Consider the following 24,119-nt stretch of genomic DNA (forward strand, 5'->3'; position numbering starts at 1 on the left):
TTCAAGACGGAAGAAGCACTATGTCTGACGAAAAGAACAAAACCGAGAACCCCGATCTTGAGCAGCGCGACATCAACAATCCACGGGATCGTGAGGCGCTGAACCGGGCTGCCGCCGATTTCCTGAAAGCGCGCAAGGCGGAAGCCAGCGCCGAGGTTGCGGAAGACGAAGCGGAAAACACTGCCGACGAAACCGCCAACCGGATTCTCGCGCTCGAAGCCGATAATAAGGAACTCAAGGATCAGGTTCTGCGGGTTGCCGCCGAAATGGAAAACCTGCGCAAGCGCACCCAGCGCGACGTGCAGGATGCCCGCACCTATGCGGTGACCAATTTCGCCCGCGACATGCTGTCGGTTTCAGACAATCTGCGCCGCGCGATCGAGACCATTCCGGTGGACGCGCTGGAAACCGACGCCAGCCTGAAGTCGCTGGCCGAAGGCGTGGAAATGACCGAACGCGCCATGCTGCAGGCGCTGGAACGCCACGGCGTCACCAAGCTTGATCCGGAAGGCCAGAAGTTCGATCCGAACTTCCATCAGGCCATGTTCGAAGTGCCGAACCCGGATCTGCCGAACAACACCGTCGTGCAGGTCGTGCAGGCCGGTTACGCCATTGGCGACCGGGTGTTGCGCCCGGCCATGGTCGGCGTTTCCAAGGGCGGTCCGAAGGCTGCCGCCGAGAATGGCGGCGCAGAGGCCAACAGCTGAGAGGCTGATCGGAATGAGATGACAAAGAGAGCGGCGGCCCACCCGCCGCTTTTTTGTATCCGCTGAACTGCGATCATACAGGCATATTGCCAACGCGCGCAGAGCAATGGAAAATCGCGTCACATATCTTACTGGGGGGGAGCCCGCGTGACCATCGTACAGTTTCTGAACTTTGCGGGTGTTTTCGTCTTCGCGGCAACCGGAGCGCTTGCTGCCTCGCGGCGACAGCTCGACATTATGGGCTTCATCTTTCTTGCCAATATCACCGGCATCGGCGGCGGAACGCTGCGCGATCTGATGCTGAGCACGCCGGTTTTCTGGGTTCAGGAACCGATCTATCTGCTCGCGGGCACGCTGGCCGCCTTCGCGGTCTATTTCACCGCCCATATGGTGGAATCACGCTATCGCGTGCTGCTCTGGCTCGATGCCATCGGCATGTCGGCCTATACGGTCATGGGCGCAGCCAAGGGACTTGCGCTCGGCGTCAGCGCGCCGGTGGCCATCGTCACAGGCATTTTCACCGCCACGCTCGGCGGCATCCTGCGCGATATGGTGGCGGGAGAGCCATCCGTGATCATGCGACGAGAAATCTACATCACGGCGGCGCTGGCTGGTGCCTGCCTCTATGTCGGGCTGGCGCGCCTTGATGTCGACCCGTTCTATTCGGCAGTGGTCGCAGCGCTGACCAGTTTTACCGTGCGCGGCGGGGCGCTTTATTTCGGCTGGAACCTGCCGGTTTATAAAAGCCGTCCCGGCCGCACAGAAGAAGAACTCCAGCGCGACCGGATCATTCGGTCCGAATAGAGACCAGCACTACAGTTGCAAATTCGTCAGGCCGTGGCGAAACGAGTGATTTTCGAGCACCGGAGCGGAGCGTACTTTTGGGTACGTGAGCACCGGCGCGCAGGAAATTGCTCGTTGCAGCCCGGCATGGCGAAGAATGAAACTGTAGTGCTAGATCAGGCCAGCCTGACTTGCAGCAGCCTCAAGGCTGAGCAGCGGACGCGGGCCCATCTGCTGGATGATGAGACCGGCGGCAAGCGAGCCGAGCCGTGCGCAATCTTCCAGCGAGCGGTCTTTGGTATAGCCATAGAGGAAACCCGCCGCATAAAGATCGCCCGCGCCGGTCGTATCAACCAGTTCTTCGATCTCGATGGCAGGAACGGTCAGCGTCTGGTCGGGCGTCACGATGACTGCGCCCTTTTCCGAGCGCGTGATGATCGACAATTTGCAATCCATACGCATCAGGGCAATCGCAGTTTCGAGCGATTTGGTCTGGTAGAGCGACAGGGCCTCGTCTTCATTGGCGAAAACGATATCGACCGTGCGCTGGCGCATCAGATCGAGAAACTCGTCGCGATACCGGTCCACACAGAAGGGATCGGAAAGCGTCATGGCCATTTCACGGCCCGCTTCGTGCGCGATCTTCGAAGCCATGACGATTGCTTCCTTGGCGCGCGGTGGATCCCACAGATAGCCTTCGAAATAGGTGACCTTGGCGTCGGCGACCTTGGAGGTCTCGACATCTTCCGGTCCAAGCTCGACGCAGGCGCCAAGATAGGTATTCATCGAGCGTTCGCCATCCGGCGTCACGAAAATCATCGAACGTGCCGTCGGCGAGCCCTTTTCGAGCGGGCGTGTATCGAAGGCCACGCCCTGCGCGCGGATGTCATGGGCGAAAACACGTCCGAGATGGTCGGTCGCCACCTTGCCGAAAAAGGCGGACCGTCCGCCGAGGCTGGCGACACCTGCCGCCGTATTGCCCGCGCTGCCGCCCGACATTTCGGTCGCCGGACCTGCAATGCGGCTATAAAGCAATTCTGCACGATCGGCATCGATCAGGTTCATTGCGCCTTTGACGATACCGTTGGTTTCGAGAAATGCGTCGTCCGTACGCGAGAGAATATCGACAATGGCATTGCCGATGCAAAGAACGTCGAATGTGGCCATGAGCGCGAGAAGCTCCCCTTATTTCAGTTCTCCAGCCTGCCCTCGATTGGGCAGGAGGAGGCTTTGGCGCCAGCTACGTATCCTGTAATTGATACGTTGTTCCAGATATTCGGGTGCGGGTTTAGCCTTTTGCTCTCTCTTTGGCTACCCCGCCGCGTTGCCGGGATGTGGGTAGTCCGGCTTGCGCGGCCCCATGGCCGTACCTATTTTCAATTCGTCCACAGCCCAAACAGGCGCAAAACGGAAAAAGAATGATCATAGACGCTGCCCTGAAAGCCCTCTCTCGCCTGCTGACGCCGGAGTTTCGCTCGGTTTTCTGGAAAACGCTGGGGCTGACGCTTTTGCTGCTCGCCGGTCTCTGGGTCGGCATTCGTCAAATCTTTTTTATCTATGCCTGGCCGTGGATGGAGCAATTGCTGCCCGGCATGCCTGCTTGGGCAGGCTGGCTCGGAATTGTTGCGGCCATTGCCGCAGGACTGGGACTTGCGCTCGTTCTGGCGCTGATGATCGCGCCAGTGACGGCGCTTGTGGCCGGTCTTTTCCTCGATGACGTTGCCGAAGTGGTCGAGCGCACGGATTATCCGAACGACCCGGCTGGCAACGCCCTGCCGCTTGGACGCTCCATCGTGACCTCGCTGAAATTCCTCGGCGTGGTGATCCTCGGCAATCTTCTGGCTCTCGCCCTACTCTTCGTGCCCGGCATCAACCTGATCGCCTTCTTCGTCATCAACGCCTATCTGCTCGGACGCGAATTTTTCGAATTCGCGGCCATGCGCTATCGCAGCGAAGCGGAAGCCAGGGCGCTCCGCTCGCATTATGGCGTGACGGTCTTTCTGGCGGGCCTGCTGATTGCCGGTTTCATGGCCATTCCGCTGGTCAATCTTCTGACCCCGCTTTTTGCGGCAACCATGATGGTGCATCTGCACAAGGCCATATCGCAGCGCGAGGCTAAAACTTACGCCTGAGGCGGCAGCGGCACCAGCGCGGCTGGCACATCGCAGGTCTTTTCCGGCGACTTGCAGATATCGGCGATGACGCAGTGTTCGCATTCCGGCCTGCGCGCCTTGCAGGTATAGCGCCCGTGCAGGATCAGCCAGTGATGGGCGTGCAGCATATATTCCGCCGGAATCACCCGCACCAATATCGCCTCGACCGCTTCCGGCGTCTTGCCCGGCGCCAGGCCGATCCGGTTGCCGATGCGCAATATATGCGTGTCCACCGCCATCGTCGGCTGGCCGAACGACATATTGAGCACGACATTGGCCGTCTTGCGTCCGACGCCCGGCAGCTTGACCAACGCGTCGCGGTCGCCCGGCACCTCACCGCCATAGTCACGGATCAGCGCTTCCGACAGCAGAATGACATTCTTCGCCTTGTTGCGCCAAAGGCCAATGGTGCGAATGTAGTTGCCGACCTTTTCCTCACCCAGCGCCAACATTTTCTGCGGCGTATCGGCGACGGCAAAAAGACCGCGTGTGGCCTTATTGACGCCCGCATCGGTTGCCTGCGCCGACAGAACCACCGCCACCAGCAGGGTGAAGGCGTTCACATGTTCCAGTTCGCCCTTCGGTTCCGGGCGCTGCACGGAGAAGCGACGAAAGATTTCATGTATCTCGTCAGCCGTATAGAGCGTACCGGCCACGCGGCGCGGACGCCTTGCCGGGGGGCTGCCGGAAACACTCACGGGCAATTTGATTTTGGCCTTTTGCATTCTGTCTCTATACTGAGGTCTGTTCCTGGAAGACAACCCGCAGCTTGACGCAGGCGGGTTCAAAGGCTCAGACACCCATGCACCATCCAGACGGCGCGGAACCGGACAGGTTCGAGACCCCCATTTTCGAAGCCTTGCTGACGCCCTACCGCTCGCTGGGGCGAACGGGCTTCACCGTACTGATGACAGCGCTCATCGCCTGCTGGATGTTTGTCGGCATTCTGTTCTGGTCTATCGGCGCATGGCCCATTTTCGGTTTTTTCGGTCTCGACGTGCTGCTGATTTATCTGGCATTTCGCTGGAATTACCGCTCTGCCCGGGCACGCGAAGAGATTTCCGTTTCGCGAGCAGCCCTGCATATTCGCCAATATGCCCCTTCCGGCAAAATGACGGCCCATCGGTTCAACCCGTTCTGGACACGCTTTCGCGTGGCGCGAAAGCCGGATATCGGCATTACGGATATGCGTGTTGAAAGCCGCGACAAGCACGTCGCCATCGGTAGTTTTCTGAACCCCGACGATCGCGAGAACTTCGCCACCGCCTTTCGCGCAGCTCTGGCCGAGGCACGCCGGTAGAGCACATTTCAGTATATGCTAAGTTTGACACTATCCGCCCCGCAACAGTGGCGGGTATCGCCCGCCCCATCGTCGTTTTACGATATGACGAAGGGGGATTCCGGCATTGGCCCTTGAAGTCGGGCTTTTCACAAGCCATATCAGTTAGCGAAGAGAGCGCCGAACGGGTTCTCTTCATAACGGTCGCTTCTCATCAAGGACTGATGCAATGACAAGAATGACACCGTTTTCGAGCCCTCTCCTGCTCGGATTCGACACGATGGAAAAGACGCTCGAACGGATTGCAAAATCCGGCGATGGCTACCCGCCCTATAATATCGAACGCCTGCGCGGTGAAACAGGCTCTGAGCGCTTGCGCATCACGCTTGCCGTGGCAGGTTTTGCCACCGACGATCTTGAGGTCATGACGGAAGACAACCAGCTTGTCATCCGCGGACGACAGACCGACGACACGGAACGCGAATATCTGCCCCGCGGCATCGCGGCCCGCCAGTTTCAACGTGTGTTCGTGCTGGCCGATGGTATGCGGGTGCTGGGTTGCGAGTTGAAAAACGGGCTTCTCTCCGTCGATCTCGACCGACCGGAACCGGAACGGCTGATCAAGAAAATCAACATAGCTGTGAAAGACTGAAAAACGTTCAGGTTTCGTTCAGTCATTAAGGCTATGATAACTATCGTGAAGCTCTGGTGCGGCATAGCCGTGAATGGTGTGCCGCTCAAATGGAGGCTAAGACCATGAACAGACAGGTTCTCACCGAAAATGAATTCGCTCATCTGGGCGAAGGTGAAATTGCCTACGTGCGCAAGATTCGCTCGGACGATCTTGCACGCAGCTTCCCTGCCCTCCCACCCATCGAGCCGGGCCTTGAGCTCTGGGCTCTCTTCGGCGCAAGCGGCGAGCCTATCGTGCTCTCCGATGTTCGCGCCACGGCGTTGCAAGGCGCGCACGAACACGAATTACGCACAGTACTGCTTAATTAAGATGGCAGCCTGCTGGATACGCAACGATAGCGGCTCACGCTATGCAGAGCCGCTATCATCAACAACGCTCCGTTACTGCTTATTTTGGCTTTATAACGTCAGCTTGGCACAATATCGTTCGCTGACTGACACAATTACGGTTGGCTTCTGATAATCTATTAGAGTGTTTCGCGTCACAATATTTTACTGCCGCGTCGTAACACTTCTTAAATTCTTCAGCATGCGCAGCATTTGAAACAGTGATAAATGCAATCAATGCGAAAATTATTCTCTTCAATTTATTCTTCCTCATTATAGTGATAATTAAAATTATTCGCCAAATCCCGGGCAAAGCTTCATATTTTCTTCCAGACAATCGTAATAGGCAGCATTGAACCCTTTGGAATCATTCCCGTGCTGGGCGGTACACGTGTTTCTGACCCGATCAATACACTGCTGTCTGGCTTCCTCAACCAAAGCTGAACCGGAAAAATCTTCATAATAATCAATACTGAAACATATTTCTTCAATCTACTTTCTATCTGTATGAATCTTACAAAACTCTTCTACATGAATGCCATCGTTTGCATAATCCATATATTATGTGAGCCTAATGATACGAGGCGGCAGGGCTGAAACAGAAAAAGCCGCCCCTCCGATAGAGAGACGGCTTCACCAAAATAAAATTCAAAGCGCCGGTACAACAATCCGGCGCTTTTAACTCAGGCGGCGTTGGACGCCGGCTGGGCTGTCAAAAATGAATAGAGCGCCTGTGCATCATGGGTGCCTCGCAGCTTGGCGACCATATCCGGGTCGCGAAGCATACGCGCAATGCGCGACAAGGCTTTCAGATGATCGGCCCCGGCATTTTCCGGAGCCAACAGCAGGAAAACGAGATCGACAGGCTGATCGTCCAGCGCCTCGAAATCAACCGGCGTTTCAAGGCGCGCGAAGATGCCGGCAATCTTGCCGATATTCGCCAGCTTGCCGTGCGGGATAGCCACACCGCTGCCCACCCCGGTCGAACCGAGGCGCTCACGCTGGAGAATTGTTTCGAAAACTTCACGCTCAGGGAGACCGGTCAGTTCCGCAGCCTTTTCAGACAAAATCTGCAAAAGCTGCTTTTTGGAGCTGGCTTTCAGCGCGGGGATAATCGCCCCCGGCTGAATCAGATCACTAAGATCCATTCTCTCCGTTCCTTCTTCAATCAGGCCGTTTTCGGCCCGGTTTTGGGAAGCGCACGCATTACCCACGAATGGGCCCGCCCTTCACCAGCGGTTACGCATAACGTGCGCTTCGGGTTTGCCGTCAGACGCGAGGCGCGGCCTGGCGGGTAACCGCCGATGGGTCAACCCAGCCGATATTGCCGTCCGCTCGACGGTAGACGATGTTTACTTCATCATTACCCGCATTCCGGAACACCAGAACCGGATTTTCAATCAGTTCAAGCTCGACCACCGCCGAAGCCACCGACATGGTGCGCAGGGCGACGGACGTTTCCGCCACAATGGTTGGCGCATAATCGGCCGGAAGCTCCTCCTCTTCCTCCGGCAGCGGTGCCATAACACGATATGCTACGTCGTCATAGATCGCATTTGGCTGGGTCGCCGTACGCGATTTCAGACGGCGCTTGTAGCGCCTAAGGCGGGTTTCGATCTTGTCCGCTGCCGCATCAAAAGCCAGCTGCGGATCCTGCGCATCGCCAGTGCTTTGTAGCGTCGCACCACTATCGAGGTGCAATGTACAATCCGCACTGAACCGTGAACCGGACTTCGTGACCGTTACCTGCCCGGAAAAGCCATGATCGAAATATTTGCCGACCGTTTCATTCACCCGATCTACGATCCGGGTCGTGAAAGCTTCACCGACGTCCATATGCTTTCCAGATACACGCAGAGTCATTGGCACACCTCATTTGCGTTACACCACAGGGCTCAGTCTAATCACAAGGCAAGCGAAGCGCAAAGCGAACCGTCATCAAAGATGGCTTTCATCCTACGGGTTTTTCGGCCTTGATCCGGCTTGCCGGTTAGAGCCTTGAAACACCTTCAAAATCCACGCCTTTCCGATCAAAAACCGGTCAAACGACACCTCGAACATCTCTTGTCTTATGCAACGCCCCAAACGCGTGATCGTTGCCCTTTCTGCTAAACTGCCTTTCCTTTAAGCAATCGGACATCCGCTAACTCTTTCAGAAAAAGCCGATGCATATTTTGTGCCACATACGCGTAGACCCGCAAAACCGGACTATTCCGGCATTTTCGGGCCAGCGTCGCAACGCGAGCGGGGCTTCTATTGATTGAAACGGTGCTTGTCAATTGGTCCTCCTGCCAGTAGGCAAACCCGCAGCGCTGCCGGTTCTCACGATCATCATCGATTTTTTCTGATCGTGCGGTGCTTCAAGTTCAAAATTTCAGAGCATTCTCTTGGGGCTTGAACTGGTCGAAAACGCTCTGGAGGTACAATCGTCTATTCCAGACCACCCGGAACCGGTGGTTTAAGCAGTTGTTTTGACACGCATCTCGTCCGAAAACCGTTTCGCGTTCCGGGATGCGTTCTAAGAAACAGAAAGCTTGGCTTTCTTCTCACGCCTGCGCTGAACCGATGAAGCAATATTCATCGATTCCCGATATTTTGCGACCGTTCTGCGCGCAATATCCACACCGTCTTTCTTCAACGCATCAACAATTGCATCGTCGGACAGCACATCATCGGGCTTTTCGGCGTCGATCATCTGGCGGATACGGTGCCGAACGCTTTCAGAAGAATGGGCGTCACCGCCTTCTGAAGAGGCGATCGAGGCCGTGAAGAAATAGCGCAGTTCGAACACGCCGCGCGGGGTTTCCATGAACTTGTTGGCGGTCACGCGGCTGATGGTGGATTCATGCATGCCCACCGCATCGGCAACCATGCGCAGGTTCAAGGGCTTCAAGTGGGTGACGCCGTGGCGCAGAAACCCGTCCTGCTGGCGAACGATTTCCTGCGTCACCTTCAAAATGGTCCGCGCACGCTGATCAAGGCTGCGCACCAGCCAGCTTGCCGTCTGCATACAATCGGCCAGAAAGGTCTTTTCCTCGGCCTTCACGGAAGCGCTGACTTCCGCATAATATTCATTGTTGACGATAAGCCGCGGCATAGCCGCCGGGTTAAGCTCAATCGCCCAGCCGCCGTCACGCGAAGGCGTCACCACCGCATCGGGCACAATGGCATCCGCCACCGCAACTTCGAATAAAGCGCCGGGTTTCGGATCCAGCGTGCGGATCTCGGACAGCATGTCGAGAATATCGGCCTGATCGACTCCGCAGAGTTTCTTCAGCGTGGCGAAATCGCGCCGCGCCAGCAGGTCGAGATTGTCCACCAGCGCCGCCATGGCCGGATCGAAACGGTCTTTCAAGCGCAGCTGAATCGCAAGGCACTCACGCAGATCGCGCGCAAAAATGCCAGGCGGATCAAAGCTTTGCAGGATCGCCAGCACCCGCTCCACCTCTGCGGTCTCGACGCCCAGGTTTTGCGCCAGCCCGATAATATCACCACGCAGATAGCCGCTTTCGTCCAGCGCATCCGCGAGAGCCATGGCGATGAAACGGTCGGCGGTTTTCGGGAAAGTCAGGGCAATCTGCTCGCCCACAAAGTCAGCCAGCGACACCCGGCTTGCGGTCACCTGATCAAGATCATATCCGCCGCCACTGCCACTATAGGCGTCGAGCGACGACGATTTCCACTGAGCGGCAAGGTCGGGATTGATCTCGTCATAGCGCCCCGGATCATCGGGAAAAATGTTTTCCAGTGAGCTGTCGAAGGTCGATGAGAGATTTTCAGCTGCGTCCGGCGCATCGGTCTTGAACCAGTCCGCCTGCGCCTCATCGAAGGCCCCATCATTCGCGGAGCGATCCTCCGCCCCATCATCACTTGCGGCAGAACGGTCATCATCCCGCGCCGCGTCAGCGCCGGAAAAATCATCATTTGCTGCCTCTATTCTGTCCAGCAGCGGATTTTTTTCGATTTCCAGATCGAGAAAATGTTCAAGCTCAAGATGCGTCATCTGCAGCAGTTTGATCGACTGCATCAGCTGAGGCGTCATCACCAGCGATTGTGACTGACGAAAATCAAGCTTGGGCGACAGAGCCATGCGACGCGTTAATTCCCCCTGCGAACCATTGGTCGACCGAACCCTGAGCCGCTATTTTCAACCAATCTTTCTGACCGGTGCTTCCTCCTGATCAAAACTGGTATGAACCTTGCTTGTCAATTCAGAATGTGCAGTTTTGGGACAAAAGAGGAAAATAGTCGCAAGTTTGCGGTGTATTTTAGAGAAATCGTATAGTAGCCAGCGCAAATAAACCCGAAAGACGAGGCTTTCGGGCCTTGTTATTTTAGCATGTAGAAAATTCAGAGCGTGAACTGATCGCCGAGATAGAGACGGCGCACATCCGGATTGGCGACGATCTCGGCCGGGCGGCCATGCGTCAGCACCTGACCGGCGTGAATAATATAGGCGCGATCAATCAGACCGAGCGTTTCACGCACATTATGGTCGGTGATCAGAACGCCGATGCCGCGACTGGTAAGATGACGCACGAGCTGCTGAATATCCGAGACCGCAATGGGATCGACGCCCGCGAAAGGCTCATCGAGCAGCATGAAGTTCGGGCGCGAGGCCAGCGCGCGCGCAATTTCCAGACGACGGCGTTCACCGCCCGAAAGCGAGATGGCAGGCGCCTTGCGCAGATGCGCGATGTGAAATTCTTCCAGCAGCGCGTCGAGTTCGGAAGCGCGCTTCTTGCGATCCTTTTCGACCACTTCCAGCACAGCCTTGATATTGTTCTCGACCGAAAGGCCGCGGAAAATGGACGCCTCCTGCGGCAGATAGCCGATACCGAGACGCGAGCGGCGATACATCGGCATGGATGTGACGTCGAAACCGTCAATCTCGATGGAACCGGCATCGGCTGGCACCAGACCTGTCACCATGTAGAAACAGGTCGTCTTGCCAGCACCGTTGGGACCGAGGATGCCAACCGCCTCGCCAGCGCGCACGCCGAATGAAACGCCATTGACGACCTGGCGACCGCGATAGCTCTTGCTAAGACCGCGCGCGACCAGCGTGCCCTTCAGGCGCGCGGTCTTGCCCGGCTGCGCAGGCATGGTCCCATGGGGTTCACCCGAAGCGTCGACACTCTCGGCAACCGTCTGCGGCTCGCCGGCTTTCTTGTTCCAGAACAATCCCACACGTGCTCCGGTCAGTTCTGCTTGGGCGCGGCACCGCCCTGCTGTTGATCCTTCGGCGCCATGATGATCGACACCCGGCCCTTGCTGTTCGGGCCGCTTTTGCAGCTTTCGACATTGGCGCGGCCCGTATCGAGATGCGCCGTCAGCTTGCAGCCGGTGACGACATTGTCGCCATCCGTCAGAACGACCTTCGAACCTTCGAGGGTCATGATCTGATTTTTTGCATCGTAACGTCCGGTATCGCCGGTTGCGACCTGCGTGCCGGACTTCAGGTAAACCTTGCCGGAAATGTCGATGTGATCGATGCTCGACGAATCAAGACCGCCGACACCAGCGCTGGCCGGTTCCTTCGGGGCTTCGCCGTCTTTGGCCGCCTTGTTGTAATAGACAGTCATCAGACCCGCCTTCAACAACGCGTCGCCCTGCGAAACGGAAACATTGCCCGTGAAAACTGCAACGCCTTCCTTGTCGCGCATTTCCAGCTTGTCGGCGTCGATCTTGACCGGCGCCTTGCTGTTGGAAAGCTTGAGCCCGTTGACTGCGCCGCCTGCAGCTTCCTGCGCGGAAGCGGCAAAAGGAGCGGCAACAATGCCAAGCGCCAGAACTGCGAATCCTGCCCGCATCGTGCGAGCCATAGTGCCCTTGATCATCTTGCCCGTCTCACGTTTCATAAATCTTCAGTCCCCCGAATACAGGCGTCCATGTTTGGAACAGCCTGCGTCCAGATGCAACATTAAGCACTTTGCCGCCAAATGGGAACATAAGGCTTTGCAAAATGCGTACAAAAACAAATGCGCGCTATGCCAAACGATATGGCTGAGCGCTTGATATGCCGTTCTTGTGCGGCCGGTCAGGGCGCCTTGTTTCCCGAAATCACGCTGCCGTCAACGGTCATCTGAACGCGGTTCTCAAAAATCAAAACCTTGCCGTTGTCCTTTACCTGCATGCTGTCGGCCAGAATATGCGTATTTCCACTGCGAATATCGACCGGTTTGTCGGTTGTGATCTGTCCGCTCTTCAGATTGACATCTGCCGAGTGCATCACCGCACGCAAACCTTCGTTTGTGGTTACGATAAAGTCCTTATCAAGTTGCAAACGACCATTGGCATTATCGTAAATGCCGGATGCCGCCTCGACCTTGGCCACGCCATGCTCACCGACCGGCAGTTCCGCCTGAATGCCTTCCAGCGTGATGACGCCGCTATTGTTGGCATCCTGCGTCGCCTTGGAAGCGGTCATCGAATAAGGCTTGTTGTCCTTGGTGTAACCATTCAAATGCGGGCTCGACATGACGAGCTTGCCGTTTTCGCCGCCCGTATTCATCTCGACCTTGATCGGGGTCGCTGGCGTTGCCAGAAACGTATACCAGGAAAACACCGCTGCAAGCGCGATTGCTGCAACCGGCAGGGCGGTTTTCAGCACCCGCACGCGAACCGAATGGCGCTGCGCGGCATGAAAAAGCGACTCAGCTTTCTGGGACGCACCGAAACGCACGCCGCCCTTGCCGCGCCCGGAAGGGGCTGCGGTCTGCGCAACAGGGCTGTTGGTGGTGTCGGTAGTCATGACGTCCTTCAGATAATCCACTGTACTCAATACGAGAAACTTTCGGTCAACAGACAGGCGCGCGCCCGATGTAAGGTCCATTCCCTGCGATCAATAGGCGCTTTTCATTTTAATATGGTTTATTTGGGATAATTTGATCCGATGCTCAATAGCAGGAAGACGACACAAAATATCGCACTTGCCCAGAAATGAAAGACAAGCACGTCTATCCAATTGATATTTCAACACAATCAGCACATCTATCTAATAGGTAGAATGCTAATCAACTCTTTGATACCACAAAATGGTCTTGTGTTACAGCGCATCACGAAAGCGCGTAACTTGCAAGGAAGCCCGGTTTTTCGACCAAAGACAGAATCTTTCGTCTCCATGTCATGACAATGCAGGCGTGCAGCACTATCTCTTTGAAATCTGTAGCAAGATCGAAGCTCTTGCCGCCCGACGGAATTGGGGGCACAAAGATCTCCAGAGATTTTCAGGATCGCCGTCGAGGCCGGTCATATTGATAAAGACGAATGGATAAACAGAATGGCCCAGGATGCCGAAGCAATAATCGAAAGACGCAAGCTGCGCCGCAAGCTGACTGTCTGGCGCGTGGCTTTTCTGCTTCTGCTCGCCGTTCTTATTGCCGGTTTCGCCTCATGGTCGATGCGCGGCGCGAATTTGACCCAGCCGCATATCGCCAAGGTGCGCATCGAAGGCACGATCTTCGAAAACGAAGAACTTCTAAAGCGCCTCGACCGGATTTCCAAGAACGACGCGGTGAAGGGCGTGATTCTGGTTCTCGATTCGCCGGGCGGCACCACCGTCGGCGGTGAAGCCATCTATGAAGCCGTGCGCAAGATCGCCGAGAAAAAGCCGGTCGTCACGCAGGTTGGCACACTGGCAGCGTCCGCCGGCTATATGATCGCCAGTGCGTCCGACCATATCGTGGCGCGGCAGACCTCCATCGTGGGCTCCATCGGCGTGCTGTTCCAGTATCCCGACCTTTCCAAGCTTCTCGATACGATCGGCGTGAAGGTCGAAACCATCAAATCCGCGCCGCTGAAGGCGGAACCCAATTATTTCAGCCCGGCCAGCGAAGAAGCGAAGGGCATGATCCGCAACATGATCATGGATTCCTATGCATGGTTCGTGGACATTGTGGAAAAGCGCCGCTCCTTCACGCATGAACAGGCGCTGGCATTGGCCAATGGTGCGGTTTTCACAGGCCGCCAGGCGCTGGAAAAGAAACTCATCGACGGGCTTGGCGGCGAAGATGAAGCTGTCGCCTGGCTTGGCACCAAGGGCGTTTCCACCACTTTGCCGCGCCTTGAATGGAAGCCGGTCAGCTCCGAAACGGGTTTTTCGCTGCGCGATCTCATCATTCATGCCGGTGCGCGGCTGATCGGTCTGCCGCAGGAAGCCGATAGTATGCTCAAGGAAATAGCAAAGGATCGCATCTTTCTTGACGGACTTCTCTCGGTTTGGCACGTTGACGGAACGCCAGATGCAAATTCAGCAAACTAACAATGTCCGGCGTTAAGGCCTGACAGCACATAACAGGAAACAGGGGTAAAGCCGTGATCAAATCGGAACTCGTTCAGATTATCGCCAGCCGCAATCCGCATCTCTTTCAGCGCGATGTCGAAAACATCGTCGGCGCGGTTTTCGACGAGATCACCAATGCCCTCGCGGAAGGCAACCGCGTCGAGCTGCGTGGCTTCGGCGCTTTCTCGGTCAAGAACCGCCCGGCCCGCAGCGGCCGCAACCCGCGCACCGGCGAAACGGTGGACGTGGAAGAAAAGTGGGTTCCCTTCTTCAAGACCGGCAAGGAGCTGCGCGACCGTCTCAATGGCGCCGTCTGATAGAAGATCATGCTGGCAAAACGTATTGTCGCAATCGTCATTCTGGTCCCGCTCGCGGTCATTCTGATCGCGCTGTCGGTTGCCAATCGTGCCACCACGATGTTGACGATCGATCCGTTCAATCCGGGCAATCCGGCATTGTCCTACAGCGCGCCGCTGTTCATCTGGCTGTTTGGCGCGCTGCTGGTCGGCGTGGTGATCGGCTCTGCCGTCACTTGGGCGACCCAGGGCAAGCATCGCCGCAGAGCGCGTGATCGCAAGCTGGAAGCGACCCGTCTTCTCGAACGGGCCGAAGCTGCCGAAAGGCGCAACACGTCGGTCGCGAACTCCTGAAACGCCCCCCTCTTCGCAAGCCCGGAAGCGAAACTTCCGGGTTTTCGGGCCCTGAAAAGGCCTGCGCACGGGAAAGAACGTCGTTTTCCCCTTCCACACCGGCCCTGTTTATCCTACCTAGACCGCAATCAGGGTGATTGGAGTTTCGGGTGAAAGCGCCAAAGGGAAAAGGCAAAAAGCCGTCGGGCGGCAAACAGGATCGCGGTTTTGAACGCGCGAAGCATGATGCGCCGCGTCATGAAAGCAAATTCGATTCCGCCAATCCGGGTAAAGGTCAGGCGTTCAAGAAGCCGCGCCCGCAATTTGCCAAGGCAGCACCGAAGCCGGCAGCCGCCGAAGAACGGGAACGTTCCGCCGCGCCGCTGCGCGACATCAAGCCCTATACCGGCCCTCGCCCGGGCGAAAGATTGCCGGTTATCCTCGAAACAGAACCATCCGCCGATTATGCGCTACTCGACAGCGGCAACGGGCTGAAGCTTGAGCAATATGGTCCCTATCGCATCGTTCGCCCGGAAGGTCAGGCGATCTGGCTGCCCAGCCTGCCGCGAAAGGAATGGGATCAGGCCGACGCGGTCTTCACCGGCAATACGGATGAAGAAGGCATCGGACGCTGGGCCTTCCCGAAAGTGCCGCTCGGCGAAACATGGCCGATGCAGCATGACGGCATTTCCTTTCACGGTCGTTTCACCTCGTTCCGCCATGTCGGCGTGTTTCCCGAACAGGCCGCGCACTGGTCTTTCATGGACGGCCTCATTCGCGACGGCGTGAAATCGGGGCGCAGCGTGAAGGTGCTGAACCTGTTCGGCTATACGGGCGTTGCCTCGCTGGTTGCCGCCCGCGCCGGTGCGGAAGTCACCCATGTCGACGCCTCCAAGAAAGCCATTATCTGGGCGCGCGAAAACCAGGAAATGGCGGGACTGTCGGACAAGCCGATCCGCTGGATCTGCGAAGACGCGATGAAATTCGTGGCGCGCGAGGAACGGCGCGGCAGTTTCTACGACATCATCCTGCTCGACCCGCCCGCTTACGGACGCGGCCCGAGTGGCGAAGTCTGGCAACTGTTCGAGCACCTGCCCGCCATGGTCGATACGTGCCGCTCGATCCTGACGCCGAAGCCGCTCGCCGTGATCCTGACCGCCTATTCGATCCGCGCATCCTTCTTCGCCATTCACGAACTGATGCGCGACCGGTTCACCGGCCTTGGCGGCACGGTGGAATCGGGCGAGCTTATCCTGCGTGAGCGTTCTGCTGGGCGCGCGCTTTCCACATCCATGTTCAGCCGCTGGGTAGCCAAATGAGCCGTAACGACGATTTTTCCAGAAACAGCGGTTCGCGCGGTGATCACTCATCGGGGCATTCCAAAGTCGGGCAGGTGAAGGAAGTCACCAGCCTGACCAATCCGATCGTCAAGGATCTGCGCTCGCTGGCGTTGAAGAAATTCCGCGACCAGCAGGGCGTGTTTCTGGCCGAAGGGCTGAAGCTCGTCATCGACGCGCTGGAGCAGGATTGGCGCATCAAGACGCTGGTTTTCGCCAAGTCCGGCAAGGGCAACAAAATGGTCGAGCAGGTTGCCGCCCGCACCTTCGCCAAGGGCGGACTGGTGCTGGAAGTGACCGAAAAGGTGATTGCCGCGATCACCCGCCGCGATAATCCGCAGGTGGTGGTTGGTGTTATCGAACAGCAATATCAGTCGCTGGCAGGCCTCAAGCCGAAGCATAACGATGTCTATATCGCGCTTGACCGCGTGCGCGATCCGGGCAATCTTGGCACCGTCATCCGCACCGCCGATGCGGTCGGGGCGAAAGGCGTCATCCTGATCGGTGACACCACAGACCCCTATTCGCTCGAAACCGTGCGCGCCACCATGGGCTCGGTCTTTTCCGTACCGCTCTACAAGACGACGGAAGCCGATTTCCTCAACTGGCGCAAGGGATTCTCGGGCCTGATCGTCGGTACGCATCTGAAGGGCGCCGTCGATTACCGCACCATTCCCTATGCCAACAAGCCGGTCGTGCTGATGATGGGCAATGAGCAGCAGGGCTTGCCGGACAGCCTCGCCAGTGCATGCGACAAGCTTGCGCGCATTCCGCAGGCCGGCCGCGCCGACTCGCTCAATTTGGCCATCGCCACCGGCGTCATGCTCTATGAAATTCGCCGCGAGGCGCTCACCCTCGACGAAAGGGGTTAGTTATGAAGCGCCACGCGGTTCTGTCCTCGCTTTTCGTCGTCATTCTCACGGTCCTGATCGATCAGGGCGTCAAGCATCTGGTCGAAACCCGTATGGATTACGCCCAGCAGATCGACCTGCTGCCATTCCTCGCGCTGTTTCGCACGCATAATGAAGGCATCGCCTTCTCCATGCTTGCTGGGCTGCACGACTGGGGGCTGGTGGCGATTACCGCCGTGGTCATCGCCTTCGTGCTTTATCTCTGGTGGACCAATGCGCATGACCGCGTCTTTGCGCGCTTTGGCTTTGCGCTGGTGATCGGCGGCGCGATCGGCAATCTGATCGACCGCGTGATGCATGGCTATGTGGTGGATTATATCCTGTTCCACCTGCCGACATGGTCGTTTGCCGTCTTCAATCTTGCCGACACCTTTATCACCATCGGTGCGGCACTGATCATTCTGGAAGAATTTCTTGGCTGGCGGCGCGAACGCGCTGCCCGTTGATAAGCTAACATGACGCCCAATTTGTTGCGAGCAACCGGGTAACTTGATCGTTATCGGGCTTTCGCATAACGTGAAGACTGTAATTTTAAAGACATTTGAAGGGGATAAGCGGCGCCCAGCCGAAATGACACATTGGTGACACGCTTCTGTCATCCTCACGTAGCACTCGCTCTCTAGTACCTCGGCATGCCGCAGTTCATCTGTGCCGACGTCCTACGAATGAGAAAGCCAATTTCACTGCGTAATTCGTGTGAAAAGGTTCAGGAATACGTGAATAGACAAATCAGGAGCGAATCATCATGACAGTACTGCTTGGAATGGGCCAGCAAATCATTGATGATACGGTCATGTCAGGCTTAGAAGCACAACAGGCGCTATTCGCAACCGGTGATGACCCGATCGTTCTCGGACGTATCGGCTCGCTCGAAGTGCGACTTGCAAACTCCCGTGAGGCTATCGAGGCCGCGCAGGAACTTCGGTTCCGCGTGTTCTTCGAGGAAATGGGCGCGCGCAAGGAATCCATTGAGGCCGTGGAGCTTCGCGATGCCGACCGTTTCGACACGATCTGCGATCACCTTCTCGTCTATGATACTGCCCTGCCAGTCCCTGAGCACAAGCAAATCGTCGGCACGTACCGGCTGATGCGCAGCGATCAGGCCGACAAGGCGCTCGGTTTCTATTCGGCGGATGAATATGACGTGCAGCGCCTGGCGCTGTCCCGCCCCAATCTCAAACTGCTCGAACTTGGGCGTTCCTGCGTGAAGGCGGAGTATCGTTCGAAGCGCACAGTCGAACTGCTGTGGCAGGGCGCATGGGCTTATTGCCGTCGTCATTCGATTGACGTCATGTTCGGCTGCGCCTCTTTTCATGGCGCTGTTCCCGCTGCCCATGCGCTTGGCCTGTCGTTCCTGCACCAGAATTGCCGCGCCACGCCGGACTGGGATGTCCGCGCGCTGCCGCATCGCTATCAGCCCATGGACCTGATGCCGAAGGAAGCGATCAACAACAAGGTTGCGCTGTTTTCCATGCCGCCACTGGTCAAGGGTTATCTGCGCCTCGGCGCGATGATCGGCGACGGCGCGGTGATCGATGAGGCTTTCGGCACAACCGATGTGTTCATCATTCTGCCGATCGAGCGCATCTCCAGCCGCTACATCACCTATTATGGCGCTGAAGCGAACCGCTTCGTTTAGTCTGTAGATATTCCGGTTCTGACGGCCTGCAAATGGCGCTGCTTTGCGCTTCCGGTGCTCATGTACTCAAAAGTACACTCCGCTCCGGTTCGCAAACATCACCATTTTCGGCACCTCATAACCAGAATCTCAAACAGACAACAGCGCCCTTATCCAGCCAGAAACCTCACGCCTTTCCGGCCAGTTCCTTCAGCTTGTAGATCAGGTCGAGCGCTTCACGGGGCGTCAGCTCGTCTGGGCTGATGCCTGCCACAGCTTTTGCCAGTTCGCTGTCCTTTGCCGACACCTGCGGCTTCGGCTTTTCCTGCTGCAGCACAACGGAGAAGAGCGGCAGATCGTCGATCAGCTTGTCGGCCTTCCCGGATGTTTCACCAGCTTCCAGCTGGTGCAGCACGTCGCGCGCGCGGTTGACGACCGCTTCCGGCAGACCGGCCAGCCGCGCCACCTGCACACCATAGGACCGGTCGGCAGCACCTTTTGCCACTTCATGCAGGAAGACGACATCATTGTCCCATTCCTTCACCCGCATCGTGACATTGGAAAGCCGCTCCAGCTTTTCCGACAGCGCCGTCATTTCGTGGAAATGCGTGGCGAACAAAGCGCGGCAGCGGTTCTTTTCATGCAGATATTCCACCGCCGCCCAGGCAATGGACAGTCCGTCGAAAGTCGCCGTTCCACGTCCGATCTCGTCGAGAATGACCAGCGAACGCTCGCCTGCCTGATTGAGGATTGCCGCGGTTTCCACCATTTCGACCATGAAAGTCGAGCGCCCCCGCGCCAGATCGTCAGAAGCGCCGACGCGGCTGAACAGCCGGTCCACAACGCCGATCTGTGCCGCACCCGCAGGCACGAATGAGCCCATCTGGGCGAGGATCGCGATCAGCGCGTTCTGGCGCAGGAAGGTCGATTTACCGCCCATATTCGGGCCGGTTAAGAGCCAGATCGCGCCATTGCCGCCGTCCGTTTGCGGCGAGAGATCGCAATCATTGGCGACGAATGGATTGGCGGCCTGTCGGCGCAGCGCCTGTTCCACCACCGGGTGGCGACCGGCGACGATGTTGAACGACAGGCTGTCATCGACCAACGGGCGGCAATAGCCCTGTTCCTCCGCCAGCACGGCAAGGGCTGCCGAAACATCGAAGACGGAAAGTGCTGCTGCGGCAGCGCGTATGCTGTCGGCGTGGGATACGGCTTCCGCCGTCAGTTCCTCGAAGATGGCGAGTTCAATCGACAGCGCGCGGTCGGCAGCATTGGCGATCTTGCTTTCAAGCGCGGCGAGTTCCGTGGTGGTGAAACGCATGGCATTGGCCATGGTCTGGCGATGGATGAAGCGCCCCTTGGCGGCATCCGTGTCGGTCATCGCGCCGGAATTATTCGCCGTCACTTCGATGAAATAGCCAAGCACATTGTTGTGCTTGATCTTCAGCGACTTGATGCCGGTTTCCTCGATATAGTCGGCCTGCAAGCCAGCGATCACACGACGGGACTGGTCGCGCAAGGCGCGCATTTCGTCGAGTTCGGTGTTGTAGCCCTCGCGCACGAAACCGCCATCACGCTTCAACAGCGGCAGCTCGTCGGCGAGCGCCCGGTCGACATGCACCGCGAAAGCCGCAGGCATGGCGTCGAGCGCGTCCCGCGCCGCGCCCAGCTCCTCCGGCAAAAGCGCGCCCTCCAACAGCGAGACCAGCGTGCCCGCCGCCTCGAAGCCGCGCTGCAAAGCACCCAGATCACGCGGACCGCCGCGACCCACCGCCAGACGCGACAGCGCACGCGGCATATCCGGCACACTTTTCAGCTCGCGTCGCAGCGCATCGCAAAGCATTTGCTCGCTGAGAAAGAACGACACGGAATCAAGCCGCAATGCGATCGCCTTGGGATCGGTCAGCGGTGCGGTGACCCGCTCGGCCAGAAGCCGCGCGCCGCCGCCGGTGACGGTGCGGTCGATGGACTTGAGCAGGCTCCCGTCGCGACTGCCCGACATGGTGCGAACCAGTTCCAAACTGGCGCGGGTCGCCGGGTCGATGAAGATCGTGCCGCCTTCGTGTTCGCGCTCGGGCCGCATCAGCGGCGGGCGTTCAGCAATCTGCGTCTTTTCGATATAGGCGATGGCGCCGGAAATGGCCGACAGTTCGGACCGGCTGAACTGGCCGAAACCGTCCAGCGTCGCCACATCGTAATAGCGCTGGATGCGCGCCTGCGCGGCAGCGCTGTCGAACAGGGTTGCGGGCTGCGGCGACACCGCCTTGCCGACCAGATCGAAAGCCGGGCGCAATTCGGGATCGTGAAACGCCGTATCGGCCACCACCAGTTCCCGCGGATCGACGCGCATGATATCGGCAAAAAGCCGCTCTTCGGTGGTTTCGGCAACGCGGAATGTGCCCGTCGAAATATCGATCCAGGCAAGCGCCAGCGCCCCATCGCCCTTGGTGCGGCCCAATGCCATCAGGAAATTGGCCTCGGAAGGGTCGAGCAGCTTTTCCTCGGTCAGCGTGCCAGGCGTCACCAGACGGATCACGTCGCGGCGCACGACGGATTTTGAGCCGCGCTTCTTGGCTTCCGCCGGGTCTTCCACCTGTTCGCAGACCGCGACGCGATAGCCCTTGGCAATCAGCTTTTGCAGATAATCGTCGGCGGCATGGACCGGCACGCCGCACATGGGAATGTCTTCGCCCAGATGCTTGCCGCGCTTGGTCAGCGTGATGCCAAGCGCGCCCGACGCTTCCACCGCATCGTCAAAGAACAGTTCGTAGAAATCGCCCATGCGATAGAAGAGGAGCGAATCAACATTCGCTGCCTTGATCTCGATATATTGCTCCATCATGGGCGTCAGGCGAACGGCGGTATCCTGTGCGGCATTTTCTTCCGCTCCCGGCTTGTCGTTTTCGCCCCGCACGTCCATGCTATAAAACCTTATTTTGTTGCGTGTTTTGCACGACCAAAGTTATTAAATTACGCATTCGTTCGTTTTTGGATGAATAACTATTCCCAAAAGCGCTGTTTACACATTTCCCGACTGGCGCTATCGAATGCGACCGCACAAGATTCCGGAGGGAACATGCCAGTCTCGACGCCGAAGGGCAACACGCCAGAACGCACACCCACAGCCAGTGAGAAAGAAGCGCTCGACTTTCACGCGCAGGGCCGCCCCGGCAAGCTGGAAATCAACCCCACCAAGCCCATGACCACGCAGCGCGACCTGTCGCTGGCCTATTCGCCAGGCGTTGCCGTTCCAGTGAAAGCCATCGCGGAAGATGCCGCGCGGGCCTATGACTATACGGCCAAGGGCAATCTCGTCGCCGTCATTTCCAACGGCACCGCCATTCTGGGACTCGGCAATCTCGGCGCGCTGGCGTCGAAGCCGGTCATGGAAGGCAAGGCCGTTCTATTCAAGCGCTTTGCCGATGTCGATTCCATCGATCTTGAGGTCGATACGACCGATATCGACGCCTTCATCAACGCCGTGCGTTATCTTGGACCGTCGTTTGGCGGCATCAATCTGGAAGACATCAAGGCGCCAGACTGCTTCATCATCGAACAGCGCCTGCGCGAGCTGATGGACATTCCGGTTTTCCACGACGACCAGCACGGCACCGCGATCATCGCCGCCGCCGGTCTGATCAATTCGCTGCATCTGACCGGGCGCGACATGAAGACGACCAAGCTCGTCTGCAATGGCGCGGGTTCGGCGGGCATCGCCTGTATCGAACTGATCAAGGCGATGGGCTTTGCGCCGGAAAATATCATCCTGTGCGACACCAAGGGCGTCGTCTATCAGGGCCGTGAAGAAGGCATGAACCAGTGGAAATCGGCGCATGCGGTGAAGACCGACCGCCGCTCGCTGGCCGACGCGCTGAAAGATGCCGACGTGTTCTTCGGCCTCTCGGCCAAGGGCGCGCTGACGGAAGAGATGGTGCGCTCCATGGCGCCCAATCCGATCATCTTTGCGATGGCCAATCCCGATCCTGAAATCACCCCGGAAGAAGTCGCCCGCATTCGCGACGACGCCATCGTCGCCACCGGCCGCTCGGACTATCCGAACCAGGTCAACAATGTGCTGGGTTTCCCTTACATTTTCCGCGGCGCTCTCGATGTGCGCGCCACGACGATCAACGATGCGATGAAGATCGCCGCCGTCAATGCGCTGGCCGAACTTGCCCGCGAAGACGTGCCGGACGATGTGGTCGCCGCCTATCAGGGCAGCCGTCCCCGCTTCGGCCCGAACTACATCATTCCCGTGCCATTCGATCCGCGTCTGCTCGCCTCGGTTTCGGCAGCCGTTGCCAAGGCCGCGATTGAAACCGGCGTTGCTGGTCGCGTCATCACCGACCTCGAAGGCTATAAGAGCGAGTTGTCGGCGCGCCGCGATCCGATCGCCTCGACGCTGCGCGGCATTTACGAACGTGTCCGTCGCCAGCCAAAGCGCATCGTCTTTGCCGAAGGCGAAGAAGAACAGGTCATGCGTGCCGCTGTTTCCTATGTGAATCAGGGACTTGGCACCGCCATTCTCGTCGGTCGCGACGAGCGTATCAAGGACACCGCGAAGGCCGCCGGTATGGATATCGAGCGTCCCGGCATCGAGATCATCAATGCGCGTCTGTCCAGCCGCAATTCGGCCTATGCCGACTATCTTTATGAGAAATTGCAGCGCAAGGGCTATCTGACCCGCGATTGCCATCGCCTCATCAACAATGACCGCAATCATTTTGCGGCCTGCATGGTGGCGCTGGGCGATGCCGACGGCATGGTGACGGGCGTGACCCGCAATTATGCAACCGGTCTCGACGATGTGCGCCGCGTGGTCGATTCCAAGCCCGGCCATCGTGTGGTCGGCGTTTCGATTGCGCTCTGCCGCGGACGCACCGTGTTCATCGCGGATACCGCCGTGCATGAAAAGCCGACCGCCGACGAACTTGCCGATATCGCCGTGGAAGCCGCAGGCATGGCGCGCCGTATGGGCTATGTGCCGCGCGTTGCGCTCCCCGCCTTCTCGACCTTCGGCCATATGGGCGGCGAAACCTCCGCCCGCATTCAGGAGGCGGTGCGCATTCTCCATACCCGCCATGTCGATTTCGAATTCGACGGCGAAATGAGTGCTGATGTGGCGCTGAACCCGAAGCTGATGGAACAATATCCGTTCATCCGCCTGTCGGGTCCGGCCAATGTCATCGTGACCCCGGATAATCACTCGGCATCGATTGCCGCCGACATGCTGCAGGAACTGGGCGGCGCGACCATTATCGGCCCGCTGCTCGTCGGTCTCGACAAGCCGGCGCAGATCGTCAGCATCGGAGCCAAGGATTCCGATATCGTCAATATGGCGGCAATCGCCGCCTACAACGCAACGAACTGAGTGTCTGAAATATTAGCGAATAATAAC

At 58.0% G+C, this 24,119-nt stretch carries 23 protein-coding genes; 14 read left to right on the forward strand and 9 right to left on the reverse strand.

The features are described 5' to 3' along the window. Positions 1-20 precede the first annotated feature (20 nt). Both grpE and JAU75_RS06220 read left to right on the forward strand, forming a co-directional pair. Positions 21-707 (forward strand): nucleotide exchange factor GrpE, encoded by a 687-nt coding sequence (gene grpE, locus JAU75_RS06215; protein WP_199055545.1) that lies wholly within the window; start codon positions 21-23, stop codon positions 705-707. Positions 708-854: 147 nt separating this feature from the next. Beyond that, a complete protein-coding gene (locus tag JAU75_RS06220) occupies positions 855-1,511 on the forward strand; it encodes a trimeric intracellular cation channel family protein (protein WP_199055547.1) in 657 nt (218 codons plus the stop codon). Between the two features lie 150 nt (positions 1,512-1,661). Here JAU75_RS06220 and JAU75_RS06225 read toward each other — a convergent pair whose 3' ends face one another. Beyond that, positions 1,662-2,657, reverse strand: coding sequence for an adenosine kinase (locus JAU75_RS06225; RefSeq protein WP_199055549.1), 996 nt, complete (start codon positions 2,655-2,657; stop codon positions 1,662-1,664). A gap of 251 nt (positions 2,658-2,908) precedes the next feature. Between JAU75_RS06225 and JAU75_RS06230 the strand changes: the two genes are divergently transcribed. After that, positions 2,909-3,622 (forward strand): sulfate transporter family protein, encoded by a 714-nt coding sequence (locus tag JAU75_RS06230; protein ID WP_199055551.1) that lies wholly within the window; start codon positions 2,909-2,911, stop codon positions 3,620-3,622. Here JAU75_RS06230 and nth read toward each other — a convergent pair. Continuing rightward, positions 3,613-4,368 (reverse strand): endonuclease III, encoded by a 756-nt coding sequence (nth, locus tag JAU75_RS06235; protein ID WP_199055553.1) that lies wholly within the window; start codon positions 4,366-4,368, stop codon positions 3,613-3,615. The two genes, JAU75_RS06230 and nth, sit on opposite strands and share 10 nt — an antisense overlap. A 77-nt stretch (positions 4,369-4,445) precedes the next feature. Between nth and JAU75_RS06240 the strand changes: the two genes are divergently transcribed. The 3 genes from JAU75_RS06240 (at position 4,446) to JAU75_RS06250 (ending at position 5,924) form a co-directional block, all read left to right on the forward strand. Further along, positions 4,446-4,943, forward strand: coding sequence for a DUF2244 domain-containing protein (locus JAU75_RS06240; protein WP_199055555.1), 498 nt, complete (start codon positions 4,446-4,448; stop codon positions 4,941-4,943). Between the two features lie 208 nt (positions 4,944-5,151). Further along, entirely contained in the window at positions 5,152-5,574 is a 423-nt protein-coding gene (locus tag JAU75_RS06245) for an Hsp20 family protein (protein ID WP_199055557.1), read from the forward strand. A 104-nt stretch (positions 5,575-5,678) separates the two neighbouring features. Beyond that, a complete protein-coding gene (locus JAU75_RS06250; RefSeq protein ID WP_078339635.1) occupies positions 5,679-5,924 on the forward strand; it encodes a DUF1150 family protein in 246 nt (81 codons plus the stop codon). Positions 5,925-6,625: 701 nt separating this feature from the next. Here JAU75_RS06250 and ptsN read toward each other — a convergent pair. The 6 genes from ptsN to lptC all read right to left on the reverse strand — a co-directional run bounded on the left by ptsN (position 6,626) and on the right by lptC (position 12,696). Continuing rightward, on the reverse strand, positions 6,626-7,090 hold the full coding sequence (gene ptsN / locus JAU75_RS06255; RefSeq protein WP_078339638.1) for a PTS IIA-like nitrogen regulatory protein PtsN: 465 nt from the start codon (positions 7,088-7,090) through the stop codon (positions 6,626-6,628). 121 nt (positions 7,091-7,211) lie between these two features. Beyond that, complete coding sequence (hpf, locus tag JAU75_RS06260; RefSeq protein WP_199055559.1) at positions 7,212-7,805, reverse strand: ribosome hibernation-promoting factor, HPF/YfiA family; 594 nt, start codon at positions 7,803-7,805, stop codon at positions 7,212-7,214. 655 nt (positions 7,806-8,460) lie between these two features. Continuing rightward, the gene (gene rpoN, locus JAU75_RS06265) at positions 8,461-10,032 is read right to left on the reverse strand and encodes an RNA polymerase factor sigma-54 (protein WP_199055561.1); all 1,572 of its coding nucleotides are present in this window, start codon (positions 10,030-10,032) and stop codon (positions 8,461-8,463) included. Between the two features lie 260 nt (positions 10,033-10,292). Then, entirely contained in the window at positions 10,293-11,132 is an 840-nt protein-coding gene (gene lptB / locus JAU75_RS06270; protein WP_199055563.1) for an LPS export ABC transporter ATP-binding protein, read from the reverse strand. 11 nt (positions 11,133-11,143) lie between these two features. Beyond that, complete coding sequence (locus JAU75_RS06275) at positions 11,144-11,803, reverse strand: LptA/OstA family protein (protein WP_199055564.1); 660 nt, start codon at positions 11,801-11,803, stop codon at positions 11,144-11,146. Between the two features lie 179 nt (positions 11,804-11,982). After that, entirely contained in the window at positions 11,983-12,696 is a 714-nt protein-coding gene (lptC, locus tag JAU75_RS06280; protein WP_199056015.1) for an LPS export ABC transporter periplasmic protein LptC, read from the reverse strand. A 528-nt stretch (positions 12,697-13,224) separates the two neighbouring features. On the opposite strand from lptC, the gene sppA reads away from it, so the two are divergent. The 7 genes from sppA to JAU75_RS06315 all read left to right on the forward strand — a co-directional run bounded on the left by sppA (position 13,225) and on the right by JAU75_RS06315 (position 18,742). Next, positions 13,225-14,205, forward strand: coding sequence for a signal peptide peptidase SppA (gene sppA / locus JAU75_RS06285; RefSeq protein WP_199055565.1), 981 nt, complete (start codon positions 13,225-13,227; stop codon positions 14,203-14,205). 53 nt (positions 14,206-14,258) lie between these two features. Then, entirely contained in the window at positions 14,259-14,543 is a 285-nt protein-coding gene (locus JAU75_RS06290; protein ID WP_004687882.1) for an integration host factor subunit beta, read from the forward strand. Positions 14,544-14,552: 9 nt separating this feature from the next. Then, positions 14,553-14,876 (forward strand): LapA family protein, encoded by a 324-nt coding sequence (locus tag JAU75_RS06295; RefSeq protein ID WP_199055566.1) that lies wholly within the window; start codon positions 14,553-14,555, stop codon positions 14,874-14,876. A 149-nt stretch (positions 14,877-15,025) separates the two neighbouring features. After that, positions 15,026-16,174 carry a class I SAM-dependent methyltransferase gene (locus tag JAU75_RS06300; protein ID WP_199055567.1) on the forward strand — a complete coding sequence of 383 codons (1,149 nt, stop codon included), beginning with the start codon at positions 15,026-15,028 and terminating at the stop codon, positions 16,172-16,174. Continuing rightward, the gene (locus JAU75_RS06305) at positions 16,171-17,064 is read left to right on the forward strand and encodes an RNA methyltransferase (protein ID WP_199055568.1); all 894 of its coding nucleotides are present in this window, start codon (positions 16,171-16,173) and stop codon (positions 17,062-17,064) included. Before JAU75_RS06300 ends, JAU75_RS06305 begins: the two co-directional genes overlap by 4 nt. A gap of 2 nt (positions 17,065-17,066) precedes the next feature. Then, a complete protein-coding gene (gene lspA / locus JAU75_RS06310) occupies positions 17,067-17,549 on the forward strand; it encodes a signal peptidase II (RefSeq protein WP_199055571.1) in 483 nt (160 codons plus the stop codon). 299 nt (positions 17,550-17,848) lie between these two features. Then, positions 17,849-18,742 (forward strand): GNAT family N-acetyltransferase, encoded by an 894-nt coding sequence (locus tag JAU75_RS06315; protein WP_199055574.1) that lies wholly within the window; start codon positions 17,849-17,851, stop codon positions 18,740-18,742. Between the two features lie 166 nt (positions 18,743-18,908). Here the strand turns inward: JAU75_RS06315 and mutS are convergent, their stop codons facing one another. Then, positions 18,909-21,641, reverse strand: a complete 2,733-nt coding sequence (gene mutS, locus JAU75_RS06320) for a DNA mismatch repair protein MutS (protein WP_199055576.1) — start codon at positions 21,639-21,641, stop codon at positions 18,909-18,911. Between the two features lie 156 nt (positions 21,642-21,797). On the opposite strand from mutS, the gene JAU75_RS06325 reads away from it, so the two are divergent. Beyond that, positions 21,798-24,092 carry an NADP-dependent malic enzyme gene (locus JAU75_RS06325; RefSeq protein WP_199055578.1) on the forward strand — a complete coding sequence of 765 codons (2,295 nt, stop codon included), beginning with the start codon at positions 21,798-21,800 and terminating at the stop codon, positions 24,090-24,092. Positions 24,093-24,119 lie beyond the last annotated feature (27 nt).

The organism is Ochrobactrum sp. Q0168 (genome assembly GCF_016427605.1).
Taxonomy (GTDB): Bacteria; Pseudomonadota; Alphaproteobacteria; order Rhizobiales; family Rhizobiaceae; genus Brucella.